This is a genomic window from Achromobacter sp. 1014246743 (assembly GCF_059760725.1).
This window is the reverse complement of record NZ_JCBANA010000032.1, coordinates 35,279-53,928: the sequence shown is the minus strand read 5'-3', so window position 1 is coordinate 53,928 and position 18,650 is coordinate 35,279. Positions and strand designations below refer to the sequence as shown.

The window sequence follows — 18,650 nt, the reverse complement described above, 5'->3', positions numbered from 1 at the left end:
GTCTCGGACGATGCCCCGTCCTTGATGGCACCGGGGGTCATCGCAAGCCGCGGGGCCCGCCGCAGGCTTGCGATGCGATCCTCGCGGTTTACTTCTCTGCGTACTTCTTCGTGGCCGCGTCGTAGACATACGTGACCGTATCGGCAGCCCCAAGCTGACGCGTCTTGCCCGGGCCGGTGATCATCGTGCCGCTGGGCGTGACGGTCAGGCGGGGCATGTCGCTGCCGGCCTGCGCGGCAAAGGCCAGTTTGCCGCTGCGGGTGGCGCAAGGCATGACGTCGCCGCCGTCGCAGGCTGCGGCGTTGTCGTCGCCGGTGAGGATGCTGCCGATGTAGGTCCAGACGTGTTCCTTGGACTCGTCGCGCGGGCCGATGTTGAAGACGAACAGGGCGTAGCCTTCGAAGCTGACGCCGTTCTCGAAGCCTTCGGTGGGCACGGCCAGCACCAGCTTGCCGGCGGGCGTGCGGTATTCAAGGGGCTTGCGGCGGGTGTCGACGTTTTCGGGGCGCTCGTAGGCGCCGAACTCGCCGATCGTGAATTCCAGGCCGCGGAATTTCCAGGGGCGTTCGGGCGACGAGCCGGTCATGGTGAAGGTGACTTCGGCCAGGTTGACCCGGGTGTCGGGGCCGGCTTCTTCGATGGGCTTGCCGTAGGTCGCGCGGGTGTCCCAGACAAAGCCGGTGAAGTAGCGGGTGCCGTCCAGGTCAAAGGTATGGCCGAACCAGTAGTTGACCACGCTGCCATCGGGGATCTGATAGGAATCGGCGCCTTTGGTGTCGACTTCGTAGAGGAAGTTCAGCACGGTGGGGGCATCGGGCGGCGTCACGGCGGCGGCCTGGGCGACGTCCAGCTTGGGGGCGGCGGGCTCGGCGGCGGTGGCGGCGGGCGCGAATACCGTGGCCAGGGTGGCGGCGCACAGGCCGGCCAAGGCCATGCGCAGGCGGCGGGTGGAAAAGCGAGCGTTCAGACGGGTGTACATGTTGGATATCTTCTTGTCGGACTCGTTAAAAGCGCCTTGTGCTTGCCTGCCCCGGCAATGGGTGGCCGGCGGATGCCCCCGCGGGAGACGGCCGGGATCTTCAATGCCGCCAGCGGCTCGGCGCAATATGCGGCGCCATGTTAGTGGGCCGCCTGATTCCGCGTCGGACAGCAGTTTGCCAATTGTGTCGGACTGCAATAGCTGGGCATGACGCACGGATCGCCGGGCCGGTGGCCTGGCGCGTGCGCCGCCGTGTTGTCAGGCCAGCAGCGACAGGGCGTGATCCAGCGACAGCACGTGGGTGCGCGAGGCGAAGGCCGTGGCAAACAGATGTTCGTGCACGACCGGGTCCGGGTCGTAGCAACAGTCCTTGACGGTGTAGAGCTGGAAGTCCGCGTCGCTGGCGTAGGCGATGGACGACAGCATGACGCCGGTGGACGCGATGCCGACCATGATGAGCGTATCGACCCCCTGGGCGGACAGGCGCAGTTCCAGGTCGGTGCCGAAGAACACGCTGGCGCGGTGGGCGATGATGACGGGTTCGCTGATCTGCCGGCCGAGTTCGGGCGAGATTTCGTCGTCGGTGAACAGACCCATCTGCTTGATGCCCTGCCCGTTCTTGTTCAGCGGGCTGACCTCGGGATAGTCGGGGCTGAAGTGGATCTTGGCGAAATAGACGGGCATGCCGACGCGCCGCGCGGCATCGCAGAGCTGGCGCGTGTTGGCGAGCAACGTAGGGGCAACCGACGGGAACAGGTTGGTGATGTCGGTCTGGTAGTGCATGACCAGCAAGGCGGTTTTTGCCGGCACGAGGGTGTGGCCGGATTCAACGCGTGAGGACATGGCGGGTATCCGATAGGAAGGTCCTGGGAACGGGGATGACGTTCTGGCGGCCGGCCGCGGGTGGCAGGGCCGGCGCGGTATTGATCATAAGGGGGAAACGGGGCGGTGGCACAGCAGGCCGCCTACGGGTTTTACCCGGGTGCTACCGGTCGGTCTGGTCTGCGATGACGCGTGCCACAGCCGTCAATGACCGTCGCAGGTCATCCAGCCCCACCGACCCCAACGCGAGGCGGATGGCGTGCGGCACGTGCGTGACGGCGAAGGGATGCGCGGTAGAGACCGAGATCCGCTCTCGCATCAAGGCCATCGCGATGGCGTCGGCACGCACTTCTTGCGCCAGCGGCAACCAGACGAAGTAGGACGTGGGGTGGCCGACGGGGCCGAGTCCGCCCAGGATGTCGGCGGCGATGCGTTGGCGCTGCGCGGCGTCGCGCCGCTTCTCGGCTTCCAGCCGCGCGACCGTGCCGTCTTCGATCCAGCCGCAGACGATGGCCGTCATGGTGGCAGGCGTGTTCCAGGTGGTGGCGCGGATGGCGCGTTCCAACTTGGGCACCCAGGCGGGCGGCGCGCTGATGGCGCCCACGCGCAGGCCCGTGGCCACGCTCTTGGACAGGCTGGATACGTAGACGGTGGCTTCTGGCACCTTTGCCGCGAGCGGCGGCGGCGCGTGTTCCGCCAGGAAGGCATAGGCGCCGTCTTCGATCAGGATCAGCGCGTGCCGGCGAATGATCGCCGCCAAGGCCTCGCGCCACGCGTCGCTGGCAACCCAGCCCAGCGGATTGTGCAGGGTGGGCATGGTGTAGACCGCCCGCACGCGCCGACGACGGCACAGGTCCGCCAGGGCATCCAGATCCATGCCGTCTGGCGTTGCCGGCACGGGCGCCAGTTCCAATCGCGAGAATTCCGCGGCCAGCTTGAAGCCGGGGTACGTCAGCGCGTCGACGGCCACCACATCGCCCGGTTCGAACAAGGCCATGGCGGCGATGGTCAACCCATGCTGCGCGCCGCTGACGAGCAAGGCCGAGTCCGCGGATGCCGGTACGCCTCGGGCCGCCATATGGGCTGCGACGACCGCCCGTTCGGCATCGCTGCCGCCGTGGGGCCGATAGCGCAGCAGCGCATCGGCATCGCCCTTGGCGGCCAGCCGGCGCAGCGCGGTGCGGTACAGGTCGGACTGGCCCGGCAGGGTCGGGGAATTGAAGGTGAGTTCGGTGGTGTCGTCATTCCAGGCGCGCAGGTCGATGCCGTGGCCGCGCGGCAGCGCTTCCTTGACGAAGGTGCCGCGGCCGGACTCGCCGCTGACCAGCCCCATCACCTGCAGTTCGGCGTAGACGCGCGTGGCGGTGGCCAGCGCCAGCCCTTCGCGGGCGGCCAGGTCGCGGTGCGTGGGCAGGCGCGTGCCGGGGCGAAGGCGGCCGGCGCGGATGTCGGACGCCAGGCGATCCACCACTTCTTTGTAGCGGGACAGAGGCACGGAAAGCGTATCCATGACGATTATTTGGATGCGTCGATTATCGGGCCTAGGATGGCGTCGCACAACGCACCGGGCGGTGCGTATCCGATCTTCAGCGTCAGCGGTTCTCAATCATGGATTTCAGTTTTCAGGTCATCGCGGTATCCGTCCTCGCGGTCGGTGTCATCGGCTTCATGAAGGGGGCGTTCGGCGGCGGCTTTGCCATCATCGGCATTCCGTTGCTGGCGTTGGTGATGGACCCGATCAAGGCAGGCAGCCTGCTGGCGCCGATCTTCGTGGCGACCGATTTCTACGCGTTCAGGTACTGGCGTCCGCGCACGTGGTCGCGGCCCGACCTGGCGTACCTGGTGCCAGGGCTGCTGGTGGGGGTGGTGGCTGGCTATGTCGTACTGCGCCACGTGAACCGGCATGTGGTCGAGATACTGATGGCCGTCACCACCCTGCTCTTCGCCTGGCTGTGGTGGCGTGGCGGCGCGGTGGCGGGCCAACGTCCCCGCTCGAAGAACAAGGCGTTGCTGGCCGGCAGCGCGTCTGGCATCACGACAATGGTGGCGCATTCGGGCGGGCCGCCGCTGGCCATGTATCTGCTGCCGCTGGGCCTGTCCAAGGAGATGTACGGCGGCACGACCAGCATGTTCTTCACCATCGGCAACCTGCTCAAGGCGGGGCCTTGGCTGGCGGTGGGGGAACTGACGGCGGGGTTCTGGGGGCTGGTGGCGATCTGCCTGCCGGCGGCGTTTTTTGGGGTATGGGCGGGGTGGCGGCTGCACCATCGGCTGAATCAGGCGCAGATGGTGCGGGCTTGCTATGGTTTGCTGGTGGTGACGGCGGTGAAGCTGTTGTGGGATGGGGTGGCGGGGGTGATGAGTTGGGGATAACTCGGCGTGTAATATCCACGCATGATTTTCTGAATGCCATCGCGGAACCGACATGGAACTGAACCTGCCCGGCAAGTTGCAAAAGGCCCTGGAGCGCGAGGCGCAAGACGCCAATCGCACACTGCATGCTCACCTCGTCAGAAAGCTCGAAGGCATCACCCCGCCGATCGAAGCCATCGACCCACGCCCGCTGCATGCCAATCTGCCTCGCCTGGTGGATTACCTGGGCCGCATACCGGGCGTACGTGTGGCGTCTTCCGAAGTGCAGCCTGACGCATACTGGTGGGTCAAGCTGACCATCGAGCCGGGGCATCCCCTGGCCTGGCGCGTGGTGCAGGAACTGGGCTTTGTACTGAACTACTTTTCGGTACAGGAAAAATTACCCACCGTGTTCAAGCCGGTTTCGCCACCGCCGTATCTCAATGGCGGACCGGAAGAGCATCTGGCGTGGGTGATCGAATCCACCTGGAATTACATTGATCCGGGCTGGATCGCCCAGACGCTGGAAGGATCTCTGCCCCGGCCGGTGGATGATGCGCAGTCGTGGGACGAACAGTAGGTGCGGGTGTTGCTACGCGGGTCGACCCGCGTCGATCCATCGCTGCACTTGCTCCATCGGCAACCTGTAGCGGGCGCAGTTGTGCAGACCCAGCACGCGCAGCTCTTGCGCCAGCAGCGGACGGAAGGCTTGTGCATCTTCTTTGGACAAGCCCAACGCCGCCATGGCGGCATCAATCGTGTCGCGTTCACGGACCACGCGGCTGATCGCTTCGTTCAGTTGTTCCCGAAAGCGTAGCCGTACGGGATCGGGCACTCCCACGGCGTCCAGCTGTATGGCGTACTTGCGGATCGAGCGCCGATACGCCCAGATGAAGAGATCCGCGGCGAGCGACACGTCGCAGTCTTCGTAGACGCCCATCATGGCGTAGGCATAGTCTTGCGCCTCTACGTCCAGAAAGGACAGTGGCGCGCAGTTGTAGAGCATCAGCGGAATGTTGGCCGACAGACGACTCGTGCGTTTATTGCCATCCTCGAACGGTTGCAGATAGGCGAGGTTCACCCAGAGAAAGAACGCCGCCTCTACCGGGTTCTTGATCAGCCGCGCCTTTTCGACAATGAGATCGAACATTTCCTGCAGCAGCATCGGCGCCTGCAACGGCACGTAGGTGGTATCGCCGATGTTGACGACGGTCTGGCGGATGCGGCCCAGGCCTTCGGCATCGGCCAGCAGATCCTGCATCAGCAGCGCGTGCAGATTGCCGATCACGGCCGGCGTCAGGCCGTATTGGGGCACGGCATCGACCATGAATTCGATTGCCGCCTTGTGGTTGAGCAGCATCACCGCATCGGGGTCGTCGCCAGCGGTTCCTCGTTTGAAGAGTTCTTGCGTCGCCAGCAGTGAATAGCGGTTGCCTTCCAGGCGTGACGATGACCAGGAAAGGTCGAGCAGCAACGGCTCAAGTACCTTGCGCGCGTAGGTGCCGGCCGGTTGCCGACCACGCATCCTGCCTTCGTCGGCCAGCGCCTGGGCCACGGCCGGGGACAACAGCGCGCTCTGGTTCGGAACATAGTCTTCTACGAATGCGCGTTGGTATCCGGCGGGTGCTCGGGCGGCCAGAGGTTGCTGGAGCCGGGCCAACAACGCTTGGCCATTGTTGGACCAGCGCACTGTGTCGACCGCGGATGCGGGACTGGCGGGTGAGGCCTCAGCGCCGGTCGCCGAGGTCGAAGGCGCTTCCACGATTCGATAGCGTGTCGCGCGGGTCTGGCCATCGCGAAACACCAAGCCCGCCTTGATCAGGGCATTCAGTTGCCGCTTGGCCGTGGACCAGCTGACGTTGATCTTGTCGGCGATCTCGCGCGAACCGAGCCCTGGCGAAGCCGCTTGCCGCTGGGAACGGAGAAGCTTGAGGATGTCTTCGCGGTCGGTCATGGCAAAGGCCTGGGATTGGAATCAGCTCAATTTAGCTCATTTCAGCTCAAATTGTGAGCTGAAATGAGCTGAAATGAGCTGAAATTAGCGATATTGGGCTGAGCCGCGGGAGAGTGGGCGGTTTGGGACGTCACAGGACCGGGCGTTTAGGGGAAGGTCGAGCGGGTTGGTTTTCTTTGCATCCGATATCGCTACGTACATGCACCACGACGGAAAAGATCTCACGACAATGGTTCCTAGAGCAGCGGTGTACCAGTGAACGCTTGCATCATCGTTCGAGAATCTTTCCGCCTCGTTCTTCGCCAAACTCAAGGAGTGCTTTGATGCCTAAGAAACTTGACGGGACGACAGAGCTGGAAGCTGCGTTGCTGCGCAGTGCCAAGCAGGCAGTCGATGGCAAATACTCTCGTGTGCATACGCCTGATGAGATGTCGACGAAAAAGCGGGCACTATACGCAGAGCTATCAGAAGGCGTCAGTGCACTGTCGAGTGCCCGCGAAGGAACGCAGACACTACGCACGCACAAGCTGAAAGAGGGCTGATTTGCGCGAATGCTCGCCTCACTTCCCCCCCGTCGCATCCAAAAACGTCCCCGTCACAAACGACGCTTCCGCGCCCGCCAGCCACAGAATCGCCCGCGCCACTTCCTCAGGCTGACCGCCGCGCCCCATCGGGATCGAATCCTTGACGCGGTCCACCCGGCCCGGCTCGCCGCCGCTGGCGTGCATCTCGGTGTAGATGTGACCGGGGCGCACGCAGTTCACGCGGATGCCTTCGCGCGCCACTTCCTTGGCCAGGCCGATGGTGAAGGTTTCCAGCGCGCCCTTGGATGCGGCGTAGTCGACGTATTCGTTGGGGCTGCCCAGCCGCGCCGCGCCCGATGACACGTTGACGATGGCGCCGCCGCGGCCGCCGTGGCGCTGGGACATGCGCTTGATGGCCTGCTGGGCGCACAGGATGGGGCCGATGGCGTTGACGGCGAAGATGCGTTGCATGCGCTCGTAGCCCAGGTCTTCCAGCCGCGATTGCTGCGCGATGATGCCGGCGTTGTTGACCAGCACGTCGATGCGGCCGAATTCGCGGTCGATGGCGGCGAACAGCTGCGTGACCTGTTCGGGATCGGCGCTGTCGGCGCGTACGGCCAGCGCGCGGCGGCCATGGGCTTGGACGTGTGCGGCGACGTCATACGCGGCAGACTCGTTCGAGACAAAGCTGATGGCGACGTCGTAGCCCTGCTCGGCGGCCAGGCGAGCGGTAGCGGCGCCCACGCCGCGGCTGCCGCCTGTGATCAGGATCAACGGGGCTTGGGAAGAAGCGGTCATGGCAAGAACCTTTATGTGATGAGGGGATGCCGCGAAGGGCGATCGAGCGTCATCCTCCGCGCGGTCACTGCGTACTGCGTGGCAATAGGATAATGCGCCTGGCGCCAAGCGGCCGCCCGGGCCGCCTGCTGCAATGGGCGTTCGCTAGACCGGCGCCGAATCCCCATGCAGGCTCTTGAGCTTTCTCAGTTCAGGAAACAGCCGCATCCACAGCCCCGCCACCGCCATCGTGCCGACCCCGCCGATCACCACCGCGGGCACTGCGCCGAACAGTGCGGCCATGACGCCGGATTCAAATTCCCCCAGCTGGTTCGACGCGCCGATGAACAGCGTGTTCACGGCGCTGACGCGGCCCAGCATGTGGTCGGGGGTGTTCAGCTGTACCAGCGACGAGCGCACGACCACGCTGATGGCGTCGGCCGCGCCCAGCACGACCAGCGCGCCGATCGACAGCGGAACGGACGTGGACAGGCCGAACACGGTGGTGGCCAGCCCGAACAGCATCAGCGCGCCGAACAGCAGGCGGCCCACGTGTTCGCCCAGGCTCAGGCGGGCCAGTGTCAGCGACATCAGCATGGCGCCGCAGGCGGGGGCGCCGCGCAGTGCGCCCAGCGCCCAGGGGCCGGCATCCAGGATGTCTTTGGCAAAGATGGGCAGCAAGGCCGTGGCGCCGCCCAGCAGCACGGCGAACAGGTCCAGCGACAGCGTGCCCAGCAGCAGGCGCCGCTGGAAGATGAAGGTGATGCCGGCGAACAGGGTGCGCCAGGTGGTGGGTTCCTTGCGCGGGGGGGCACGGTCGATCGACATGCTGGCGATAGAAGCGAAGCCGCACAGGTACAGCGCCGCGGCGACGCAGTAGATCCAGCCGGCGCCCAGGCCGTAGCCGATGCCGCCGAGCGCCGGGCCGGCGATCTGCGCGATCTGGCCGGCCGACGAGGACAGCGCGGTGGCGCGTGGCAGCCATTCGCGTGGCACCACGGCGGGGATCAGGGTGGACAGGGTGGGCGATTCTAAGGCGCGGGCCGAGCTCATGATGATGAGCGTGGCGTAGATCAGCGGCTTGCCGCCCAGGCCATGCAGCGCGGCAATGGCCAGCACCAGGGTGGCCAGGGTTTCGACGGCCATGCAGATGGCGACGATCTTGCGGCGGTCGTAGCGGTCGGCCACGTGCCCCACCACCAGGGTCAGGGCCGCCATGGGCAGGAACTGCGCCAGGCCGATCAGACCCAGGTCGAGCGCGCTGCCGGACAGGGCGTAGATCTGCCAGCCCACCGCCACCGAGACGATCTGGAAGGCCAGCGACGCGCCGATGCGCGCGGACAGGAAATGCAGGAATGCGGGACGGTACAGCGGACTGGGGGAGTCTGGGGCAGGCATCGGGGAAGAACGCGCGGCAGGCGCGGGCGGCGCCGGAATCCGCCATTCTATAAACAGCCGGCTGACGCGAAACTAAAGCGCCAGCCGGCCGCAGGGTCTTGTAGGGGCTCGGAAGGGCCCCGGACCCTTCAGGCGCCGATGGAGACCAGCTCGGCGCCCTCGGTCACCTGGTCGCCCACGGCATAGAACAGCTCTTCGACCTTGCCATCGGCGGGCGCCGAGATGGTGTGCTCCATTTTCATGGCCTCCATCACCAGCAGGGGCTGGCCCTTGGTGACGCTGTCGCCGGCCTTGACGGCGATGGAGATGATCTTGCCCGGCATGGGGGCGGTCAGGCCGCCGCCGTGCTCGCCCTGGGTGTCCTGGGCGTGCGCCAGCGGGTCGTACAGGTCCAGCACGTGGGCGCCGCCGGCGTCCGCGGTGCCGAAGACGTGGGCCTTGTCGGCGTGCAGCACCACCGTGCCGGCGCTTTCCAGGCCGCCCAGGGTGATGCGCAGGTCATGGACGAAACCGGGCGTGCCGGCCGCGTTGTCGGCCTGCACGCGCCAGGTGAACGGTTGTGCACCGGCGCCGCTGTCCAGGGTCCAGTCGCCGCCCTGGCGCGCGACCACGACGTGGCGGGTCTCGCCGTTGTCGATCCATTGCAGCGTGCGCTGGTAGCGGTTGCCCAGGCGCCAGCCGTCGCGGGCGTCCCAGGGGTCGGCGGGGCGCGGCGCCGTGGCCGGGGGATTGGGCTGTGCCAGGCCTTGGCGCACCAGCACCGCGGCGCTCGCCAAGGCCAGCGCCAAGGGGGCGGCGGGCGCGGGCTCGGGCAGCAGCGTGGCGCGCTGGCGTTCGATCAGGCCGGTGTCCAGGTCGGCCGCGGCGAAGGCGCTGTCGCGCATCAGGCGCGACAGGAAGGCGACGTTGGTCTGCACGCCCACCGCCTGGGTCTGCGCCAGCGCTTGCAGCATGCGGGCGCGGGCCTGGTCGCGGTCGGCGCCGCGCACGATCAGCTTGGCGATCATGGGGTCGTAGAACGGCGTGATGGTGTCGCCGGTGCGCACCCCGCCATCGACGCGGATATCGCCGTTGGCAAACGCCGTGTGGGCCGGCAGGCCCAGGTAGGCCAGCGTGCCGATCGACGGCAGGAAGCCCTTGTCGGGGTTCTCGGCGTAGATGCGGGCCTCGATGGCGTGGCCCTGGATGCGCAGGTCTTCCTGGCGTGCCGGCAGCGGCTGGCCCGCGGCCACGCGCAGCTGCCATTCGACCAGGTCGTGGCCGGTGATCATTTCGGTCACCGGGTGCTCGACCTGCAGGCGGGTGTTCATTTCCATGAAGTAGAAGCGGCCATCGGGCTCGGCGATGAATTCCACCGTGCCGGCGCCCACGTAGCCTACGGCGCGGGCCGCGGCGACGGCGGCTTCGCCCATGGCGCGGCGGCGCTCTTCGGTCATGCCGGGCGCGGGGGCTTCTTCAATGACCTTCTGGTGGCGGCGCTGCACCGAGCAGTCGCGCTCGAACAGGTAGACGCAGTTGCCATGGGTATCGGCGAATACCTGGATTTCGATGTGGCGCGGCTTTTGCAGGTAGCGCTCGATCAGCACGCGGTCGTCGCCGAAGCTGGACGCGGCTTCGCGCTGGCAGGACGCCAGGGCGTCCAGGAATGCGGCCGACGATTCGACCACGCGCATGCCCTTGCCGCCGCCGCCCGCGCTGGCCTTGATGAGCACGGGGTAGCCGATGCCGTCGGCCTGCGCTTTGAGAAACTGCGGGTCCTGGTTGTCGCCGTGGTAGCCGGGCACCAGCGGCACGCCGGCCTTGTCCATCAAGGTCTTGGCGGCAGACTTGCTGCCCATGGCGGCGATGGCCGATGCCGGCGGGCCGACGAAGGCGATGCCGGCTTTTTCGGCGGCTTCGGCAAAGGCTTCGTTTTCGGACAGGAAGCCGTAGCCGGGGTGGATGGCGCCGGCGCCGGTGTCGCGCGCGGCCTGCAGGATGGCGTCGGCGCGCAGGTAGCTGGCGCGCGGTTCCGGGCCGCCGATGTGCACGGCGATGTCGCAGGCGGCCACGTGGCGGGCGTTGGCGTCCGCGTCGGAATACACGGCAACCGTGCGGATGCCCAGGCGGCGGGCGGTGGCGGCGACGCGGCAGGCGATCTCACCGCGGTTGGCAATCAGCAAAGTGTCGAACATGAATGTGATCCTGGCTGGAATTCGTCGTGAACGCGTCGTGGGGCGGGGGCGCCGCCCTACATCCGGAAGACGCCGAAGCGCGTGTCTTCGATGGGCGCGTTCAGCGCGGCCGACAGGGCCAGGCCCAGCACGCGGCGCGTATCGGCCGGGGCGATGATGCCGTCGTCCCACAGCCGGGCGGTGGCGTAGTACGGGTGGCCTTCGTGTTCGTACTGTTCACGGATGGGCGCCTTGAAGGCGGCTTCTTCGTCCGCCGACCACTTGCCGCCGCGCGCTTCGATGCCGTCGCGCTTGACGGTGGCCAGCACGCTGGCGGCCTGTTCGCCGCCCATGACCGAGATGCGGGCGTTGGGCCACATGAACAGCATGCGCGGCGAATAGGCACGGCCGCACATGCCGTAGTTGCCGGCGCCGAACGAGCCGCCGATGAGCACGGTGAACTTGGGCACGGCGGCGGTGGCCACGGCCGTCACCATCTTTGCGCCATGGCGGGCGATGCCTTCGTTTTCGTATTTGCGCCCGACCATGAAGCCAGTGATGTTCTGCAGGAACACCAGCGGAATCTTGCGCTGCGCGCACAGCTCGATGAAGTGCGCGCCCTTCTGCGCCGATTCCGAGAACAGGATGCCGTTGTTGGCCACGATGCCCACGGGCATGCCGTGGATATGGGCAAAGCCGGTGACCAGCGTGGGGCCGAAGCGGGCCTTGAATTCATCGAATTCCGAGCCGTCGACGATGCGGGCGATGACTTCGCGCACGTCGTAGGGCTTGCGGGTGTCGGCGGGAATGATGCCGTTCAGTTCCTGCGGGTCGTAGCGCGGTTCGCGTACCGGCACGGTGGCCAGCGGCGCGGGCTTCTTGCGATTCAGGCGGGCCACGGCGCCGCGCGCCAGTTGCAGCGCATGCATGTCGTTGGCGGCCAGGTGATCGACCACGCCGGACAGGCGCGTGTGCACGTCGCCGCCGCCCAGGTCTTCGGCGCTGACTTCTTCGCCGGTGGCCGCCTTCACCAGCGGCGGGCCGCCCAGGAAGATGGTGCCCTGGTTCTTGACGATGATGGACTCGTCGCTCATGGCGGGCACGTAGGCGCCGCCGGCGGTGCACGAGCCCATCACCACCGCGATCTGCGCGATGCCCTGCGCGGACATCTGGGCCTGGTTGTAGAAGATGCGGCCGAAGTGGTCGCGGTCGGGAAAGACCTCGTCCTGTTGCGGCAGGTTGGCGCCGCCTGAGTCGACCAGGTAGACGCAGGGCAGGCGGTTCTGCGCGGCGATTTCCTGGGCACGCAGGTGCTTCTTGACGGTCATCGGGTAGTAGGTGCCGCCCTTGACCGTGGCGTCGTTGCAGACGATGACGCATTCGGTGCCGGCGATGCGGCCGATGCCGGTGATGACGCCCGCGCCGGGGGCGTCGCCGTCGTACATGCCGTGGGCCGCCATGGGCGACAGTTCCAGGAAGGGTGAACCCGGGTCGATCAACTGTTCCACGCGATCGCGCGGCAGCAGCTTGCCGCGCGCCACGTGCTTGGCGCGCGAGGCTTCGCTGCCGCCCAATGCGGTCTGCGTCAGCTTCCGGGCCAGATCATCCAGCTGCGCCTGCATGGCACGGGCGTTGTCGGTGTAGTCCTGCGACCGCGGATTGATGCGGGATTCGATGATGGGCATGGGGTTCCACCCGTCCTGCTTGATTGGAATTTGAAGGCGCTCGGTGAGAGCGGTTTGTCTCGCTGCCCGGTGGGCCGGGCGTTTCTTGTGGACGTTCTATGGATTCTGCAGATGCATTCCTGTGCGCCCTTCCTGCACGGCCCGCGGCCGACCCGCCGTGGACAGCGCCATGCCGGAAAGGCGCAGCGGAATGCATGCCCGCCAGGCGGGCAGTCCACGACGCCGAAGCTGCCTGCCCTGCCGAAAAATCGGGCCAGGCGGACGTCTCGGCGTCGTGGGGGCTTGCCTAGAGCATTTCGATGGCCATGGCCACGGCTTCGCCGCCGCCGATGCACAGCGTGGCCACGCCGCGCTTGCCGCCGGTCTTGCGCAGCGCGCCGACCAGGGTTGCCATCAGGCGGGCGCCGGACGCGCCGATCGGGTGGCCCAGGGCGGTGGCGCCGCCGTGGACGTTGACCTTTTCATGCGGCAGCTTGAAATCGGCCATGGCGGCCATGGTGACCACGGCGAAGGCTTCGTTGATTTCGTACAGGTCGACGTCTTCGGCCTTCCAGCCGGTCTTGGCGAACAGGTTCTTCAGCGCGCCGACGGGGGCGGTGGTGAACCAGTTGGGCTCCTGCGAGTGCTGGCTGTGGGCCACGATGCGGGCCAGCGGCTTGACGCCGAGTTTCTCGGCGGTGGACGCGCGCATCAGCACCATGGCGGCGGCGCCGTCGGAGATCGACGACGAGTTCGCGGCGGTGATGGTGCCGTCTTTCTTGAAGGCGGGCTTGAGGGTCGGGATCTTTTCCGGCATGGCCTTGGTGGGGGCCTCGTCGGTGTCGATCACGGTGTCGCCCTTGCGGCCGGCGACCGTGACGGGGGCGATTTCCCACTTGAAGGTGCCGTCTTCGGTGGCGGCGCGGGCGCGGCGCAGCGATTCCAGCGAGAAGGCGTCCTGCTGTTCGCGGGTGAACGAGTACTTGGCGGCGCAGTCTTCGGCGAACACGCCCATGGCCTTGCCCTTGTCGTAGGCGTCTTCCAGGCCGTCCAGCGCCATGTGGTCATACACGGTGTTGTGGCCGAAGCGGTAGCCCTGGCGCGCCTTGAGCAGCAGGTAGGGGGCATTGCTCATGCTTTCCTGGCCGCCGGCGACGATGACGTTGGCCGAACCGGCCGCCAAAAGGTCGTGGCCGAACATGGCGGCCTTCAGGCCCGAACCGCACACCTTGTGGATGGTGGTGCACGCCACGCCCAGCGGCAGGCCCGCGCCCAGCGCGGCCTGGCGGGCAGGCGCCTGGCCCTGGCCGGCCTGCAGCACGTTGCCCATGATGACTTCTTCGACCTGCTCGGGCTTGATGCCCGCGCGTTCGACGGCGGCCTTGATGGCGACCGAGCCCAGCTCGTGCGCGGCCAGGCCGGACAGGCTGCCCAACATGCCGCCCATGGGCGTGCGGGCGATGGAAACGATAACAACGGGATCTGACATGACTAGCTCCTGTGAGGGTCGGGACAGCGTCTGCTTACGAGGCCGCGCCGGCTGGTGCCGGACGCAGGCGCCTGTCCGTATCGTAAGGGAAAAATTCTTCAATCCGGCCCTGCGCCACCTGGGCGCGGCAGGCCTGCCACCAGGCCGGTTCCAGCAGGTCGGCGTGATGGCGCAGGAAGGCGCCGCGCACCCGCGCGTCGCCCAGCAGGAAGCGGCCGAATTCCTCGGGAAACACGTCGTTCGGGCCGACGGCATACCAGGGTTCGGACGCCATTTCCGCTTCTTCGTTCGGGGCGGGCGGAATCCGCCGGAAATTCATTTCGGTCATGCGCTGGATTTCGTCGTAGTCGTAGAACACGACCCGGCCCAGGCGCGTCACGCCGAAGTTCTTGTAGAGCATGTCGCCGGGGAAGATATTGGCCGCGGCCAACTGGCGGATGGCATCGCCATATTCGCGCACGGCGGGTTCGAGCAGCGCGTCGGGCGCCTGCGTCAGGTAAAGGTTCAGCGGCGTCATGCGCCGTTCGATGTAGACATGGCGGATGACCACCGTGTCCCCGGTTTCCTCGATCAGGCTGGGCACCAGGCGCCGCAATTCGTCGAGCAGGGCCGGTGCGAAGCGGCTGCGCGGCAGCGCCACTTGCGAGTATTCCCAGGTATCGGCCATGCGGCCGACGCGGTCGTGCAGCTTCACCATCTGGTACTTGCGCCGCACGGTGGCGTGGTCCATGCCGTCTTTGTCGATGCGGTCCTTGATCAGCTTGAATACGTAGGGGTACGACGGCAGCGTGAACACGCACATCACCATGCCCTTGATGCCGGGCGCGATGTCGAAGGCGTCGCGCGAATGGGCCAGGTGGTGCAGGAAGTCTCGGTAGAACAGCGTCTTGCCCTGCTTTTGCAGGCCGATCATGGTGTAGAGCTCGGCCTTGGGCTTGCGCGGCAGCAGGCTGGACAGGAAATTGACCACCGCGGCGGGGGTTTCCATGTCCACCAGGAAATACGCCCGGGTAAAGCTGAACAGCGTGCTCAGGTCATCCGACCCCAACAACAGCGCATCCAGCCGCACCTGCCCGGCCGGGTTGCGCGTCAGCGCCACGGCAAAGGGGTAGACGGTGGTCTGGTTGACCAGGCGGCCGACGATATACGCGCCCTTGTTGCGAAAGAACAGCGAACCCAGCGCATGTACCTGGCAATCGCTGGCGATGCGGCGGCCGACGTGGCGCGGCAGCATTTCGCGCAGTTTGTGGACCGCGGTGCGGGCCAGCAGCCGGGCATCGCGCGGCAGGTCTTCAAAGGGCAGCGCCAGGCCGAAATCGGCCACCATGCGGATCAGGCTTTTCTGCAGCCCTTCGCTGGCCGGGTAGTAGACCCGGTACGACGGCATGCGGCTGTCCAGGTATTCCGTCGCCACCGCGGGCCGCACGAACAGGAAATCGTTGTGGAAGTAGTCGCGATGCAGCAGCCGGCACGACACCGAATTGAAGAACGTCTCGGCGCATTCGGGCTGGCGGTGCTCGGCCAGGAGGCCCACGAATTCCTGCTTGATCTGCTGCCAGTAGGCGGTCTGCGCATCGGTCAGCGCCGGGCTGGCCATGCCGTCGGCGCCGACCGCGCCTTCGGGTCGGCCGCGCAGCACGCCTTCGAGCTGGGTGGCGCATTCGCGCACCCGCATGTCGTAGTACTCGATGCGTTCGCGCGACAGGTGCTGGATGCCGTGCCAGTCGCCCGATTCAAACAAGGCCTTGGCGCGCTGCGCGCTATAGCGAAACAGCGCGTAATGGCGGTCGAAACCCGCCAGGATCAGCCGCGCGACGTCCAGCGGCGACGGGCCCTTGGCGGGCGCCGGCTCGATGTGCTGGACGTCGGACGTGCGGATCATGGCGCGGTGCGGCTCAGGCGGTTTCGTTGAACAGTTCGCGGCCGATCAGCATGCGGCGGATTTCGCTGGTGCCGGCGCCGATCTCGTACAGCTTGGCGTCGCGCCACAGGCGGCCCACCGGGTACTCATTGATGTAGCCGTTGCCGCCCAGGATCTGCACGCCTTCGCCCGCCATCCAGGTGGCTTTTTCGGCGGTGTACAGGATCAGCGCAGCGCAGTCCTTGCGCACCTGGCGCACGTGTTCGGCGCCCAGGCGGTCCAGGTTCTTGCCCACCTGGTAGCAGAAGGCGCGGCTGGCCTGCAGCGTGGTGTACAGGTCGGCGACCTTGCCCTGGATCAGCTGGAATTCGCCGATGGCCTGGCCGAACTGCTTGCGGTCGTGGATGTACGGCACCACCACGTCCATCACGGCCTGCATGATGCCGATGGGGCCGCCGGAGAGCACGGCGCGTTCGTAGTCCAGCCCGCTCATCAGCACCTTCACGCCGCCGTTGACCTGGCCCAGCACGTTTTCTTCGGGGATTTCGCAGTCCTGGAACACCAGTTCGCCGGTGTGGCTGCCGCGCATGCCCAGCTTGTCCAGCTTCTGCGCCACCGAAAAGCCCTTGAAGCCCTTTTCCACCAGGAAGGCGGTGATGCCGCGCTGGTGCGCTTCGGGGTCGGTCTTGGCGTAGACCACCAGGGTGTCGGCGTCAGGGCCGTTGGTGATCCACATCTTGGTGCCGTTGAGCACGTAGCGGTCGCCCTTCTTGTCGGCGCGCAGCTTCATGCTGACGACGTCCGAGCCGGCGCCGGGTTCGCTCATGGCCAGGGCGCCCACGTGTTCGCCCGAGATCAGCTTGGGCAGGTACCGGGATTTCTGCGCCGCGGTGCCGTTGCGGTTGATCTGGTTGACGCACAGATTGGAGTGCGCGCCGTAGGACAGGCCGACGGAGGCGCTGGCGCGTGAGATCTCTTCCATCGCGACCATGTGGGCCAGATAGCCCATGTTGGCGCCGCCGTACTCTTCGCCGACCGTCATGCCCAGCACGCCCAGGTCGCCGAATTTGCGCCAGAGATCCATGGGGAACTGGTCGCTGCGGTCGACTTCGGCGGCGCGCGGCGCGATCTCGGCCTGCGCGAAGGTGCGCACCGCGTCGCGCAGCATGTCGAGATCTTCGCCCAGGTCGAAATTCAGGCCGGGAAGGTTCATCGCTGTCTCCGTGATAGTGGGTACTTACATTTTTATGGGCGCCAGCTACCGCGCCACGGCTCGTCGCGTGACCCCATGATGCGCCGATCGGCAGGGGCTGCGCAATGATGCAGCGCAAATATTACGTTTACGTAAACGTAAATTTGAGTCGGGTTTTCCCTAGGCAAATGTTTGCGTCCAGGGGGAGCGCCCTGGGTACTATTCCAGCCGATCCTTGAAACCTGAAATTTGTGACGGAGTAAGCGGTGCTCGAACTATCCGATCTGGACGATATTGTGGCGCTGCGGCGTGACCTGCATGCCCACCCCGAGCTCTGCTACGAAGAGCACCGCACCGCCAAGGTGGTGGCCGACGCCCTGCGCGGCTGGGGCATCGAGACGCACACCGGCATCGCCAAGACGGGCGTGGTCGGGGTGATCAAGCGCGGCACGTCAGGCCGCGCGATCATGCTGCGGGCCGACATGGACGCCCTGCCGATGCAGGAAGAGAACCAGTTCGAGCACCGCTCGCGCCACGACGGCAAGATGCACGGCTGCGGCCACGACGGTCACACGGCGATGCTGTTGGCCGCGGCCCGCCACCTGCAGCAGGCCGGCGGTTTCGACGGCACGGTGTATTTCTGCTTCCAGCCCGCCGAGGAAGGCGGCGCGGGCGGCCGCGCGATGATCCAGGACGGCCTGTTCGACCGCTTCCCCTGCGAAGCCGTGTTCGGCATGCACAACTGGCCGGGCCTGGCCGCCGGCACGTTCGGCGTCTGCGCCGGCCCGATGATGGCGGCGGCCAACGGTTTCAAGATCACCGTGCGCGGCAAGGGCGGCCATGCCGCCGCGCCGCAGGATTGCGCCGACCCGGTGCCGGCGCTGTTCGCCATCGGCCAGGCATTCCAGACCATCCTGACGCGCAGCAAGCGGCCGCTGGACGCCGCCGTGCTGTCCATCACCCAGGTGCAGGCCGGTGGCAGCGTGATCAACGTGATTCCCGGCAGCGCCTGGCTGGGTGGCTCGGTGCGCGCCTACAGCACCGACGTGGTCGACCTGATCGAACGCCGCATGCACGAGATCGCCGGCAGCATCGCCGCGGCCCACGGCTGCGAGGCCGACGTGTATTTCGAACGCCGCTACCCGGCGCTGGTGAATACCCCGGCCGAAACGGATTTCTGCATGGAGGTCATGCGCGACGTGGCCGGCGCCGAGGGCGCGCGCGTCATCGAACCCGTGATGGCGTCCGAAGACTTCGCCTTCCTGCTGCAGGCCAAGCCCGGCTGCTACGTGTTCCTGGGCAATGGCGACGGCGAGCACCGCATGGCCGGCCACGGCCTGGGCCCGTGCATGCTGCACAACGCCAGCTACGACTTCAACGACGCCTTGATTCCGGCCGGCGCGGCCTACTGGATTCGCCTGGCGCAGCGCTATCTGGCTGCCTGATCCCGCGCCGTCGCGGGGGCGTATGTGCCCCGACGCTTTT

At 66.7% G+C, this 18,650-nt stretch carries 15 protein-coding genes; 4 read left to right on the top strand and 11 right to left on the bottom strand.

The genetic code is table 11. The features are described from left to right. Positions 1-88 precede the first annotated feature (88 nt). The 3 genes from AC6LJ2_RS15225 to AC6LJ2_RS15215 form a co-directional block, all read right to left on the bottom strand. Positions 89-979, bottom strand: a complete 891-nt coding sequence (locus AC6LJ2_RS15225) for a hypothetical protein (protein ID WP_498151651.1) — start codon at positions 977-979, stop codon at positions 89-91. A 258-nt stretch (positions 980-1,237) separates the two neighbouring features. Next, positions 1,238-1,822, bottom strand: coding sequence for a cysteine hydrolase family protein (locus AC6LJ2_RS15220; protein WP_445657923.1), 585 nt, complete (start codon positions 1,820-1,822; stop codon positions 1,238-1,240). 142 nt (positions 1,823-1,964) lie between these two features. After that, on the bottom strand, positions 1,965-3,296 hold the full coding sequence (locus AC6LJ2_RS15215) for an aminotransferase-like domain-containing protein (RefSeq protein ID WP_498151664.1): 1,332 nt from the start codon (positions 3,294-3,296) through the stop codon (positions 1,965-1,967). 113 nt (positions 3,297-3,409) lie between these two features. On the opposite strand from AC6LJ2_RS15215, the gene AC6LJ2_RS15210 reads away from it, so the two are divergent. After that, complete coding sequence (locus AC6LJ2_RS15210; protein WP_263912745.1) at positions 3,410-4,174, top strand: TSUP family transporter; 765 nt, start codon at positions 3,410-3,412, stop codon at positions 4,172-4,174. A gap of 52 nt (positions 4,175-4,226) precedes the next feature. Further along, positions 4,227-4,733 (top strand): hypothetical protein, encoded by a 507-nt coding sequence (locus AC6LJ2_RS15205; RefSeq protein WP_263912746.1) that lies wholly within the window; start codon positions 4,227-4,229, stop codon positions 4,731-4,733. Positions 4,734-4,745: 12 nt separating this feature from the next. Here the strand turns inward: AC6LJ2_RS15205 and AC6LJ2_RS15200 are convergent, their stop codons facing one another. Beyond that, entirely contained in the window at positions 4,746-6,107 is a 1,362-nt protein-coding gene (locus AC6LJ2_RS15200; protein ID WP_498151650.1) for a Fic family protein, read from the bottom strand. Positions 6,108-6,430: 323 nt separating this feature from the next. On the opposite strand from AC6LJ2_RS15200, the gene AC6LJ2_RS15195 reads away from it, so the two are divergent. After that, complete coding sequence (locus tag AC6LJ2_RS15195) at positions 6,431-6,649, top strand: BrnA antitoxin family protein (protein WP_498151649.1); 219 nt, start codon at positions 6,431-6,433, stop codon at positions 6,647-6,649. 18 nt (positions 6,650-6,667) lie between these two features. On the opposite strand, the gene AC6LJ2_RS15190 is transcribed toward AC6LJ2_RS15195, so the two are convergent. The 7 genes from AC6LJ2_RS15190 to AC6LJ2_RS15160 form a co-directional block, all read right to left on the bottom strand. After that, complete coding sequence (locus tag AC6LJ2_RS15190) at positions 6,668-7,429, bottom strand: SDR family oxidoreductase (protein ID WP_263912749.1); 762 nt, start codon at positions 7,427-7,429, stop codon at positions 6,668-6,670. Positions 7,430-7,573: 144 nt separating this feature from the next. Next, positions 7,574-8,806: an MFS transporter gene (locus AC6LJ2_RS15185; RefSeq protein ID WP_498151648.1), complete on the bottom strand. Its 1,233-nt coding sequence runs from the start codon at positions 8,804-8,806 to the stop codon at positions 7,574-7,576. Positions 8,807-8,934: 128 nt separating this feature from the next. Further along, a complete protein-coding gene (locus AC6LJ2_RS15180) occupies positions 8,935-10,980 on the bottom strand; it encodes an acetyl/propionyl/methylcrotonyl-CoA carboxylase subunit alpha (protein ID WP_498151647.1) in 2,046 nt (681 codons plus the stop codon). A 56-nt stretch (positions 10,981-11,036) separates the two neighbouring features. After that, entirely contained in the window at positions 11,037-12,644 is a 1,608-nt protein-coding gene (locus AC6LJ2_RS15175; protein WP_498151646.1) for a carboxyl transferase domain-containing protein, read from the bottom strand. 286 nt (positions 12,645-12,930) lie between these two features. Next, positions 12,931-14,112, bottom strand: coding sequence for an acetyl-CoA C-acetyltransferase (locus tag AC6LJ2_RS15170; protein WP_445657930.1), 1,182 nt, complete (start codon positions 14,110-14,112; stop codon positions 12,931-12,933). Positions 14,113-14,146: 34 nt separating this feature from the next. Then, positions 14,147-15,994 carry a bifunctional isocitrate dehydrogenase kinase/phosphatase gene (gene aceK / locus AC6LJ2_RS15165; RefSeq protein ID WP_445657931.1) on the bottom strand — a complete coding sequence of 616 codons (1,848 nt, stop codon included), beginning with the start codon at positions 15,992-15,994 and terminating at the stop codon, positions 14,147-14,149. Between the two features lie 13 nt (positions 15,995-16,007). Continuing rightward, on the bottom strand, positions 16,008-17,186 hold the full coding sequence (locus AC6LJ2_RS15160) for an isovaleryl-CoA dehydrogenase (RefSeq protein WP_263912754.1): 1,179 nt from the start codon (positions 17,184-17,186) through the stop codon (positions 16,008-16,010). Between the two features lie 245 nt (positions 17,187-17,431). Here AC6LJ2_RS15160 and AC6LJ2_RS15155 point away from each other — a divergent pair, with 245 nt between their 5' ends. Continuing rightward, positions 17,432-18,610: a M20 aminoacylase family protein gene (locus AC6LJ2_RS15155; RefSeq protein ID WP_263912755.1), complete on the top strand. Its 1,179-nt coding sequence runs from the start codon at positions 17,432-17,434 to the stop codon at positions 18,608-18,610. Positions 18,611-18,650: the final 40 nt, after the last annotated feature.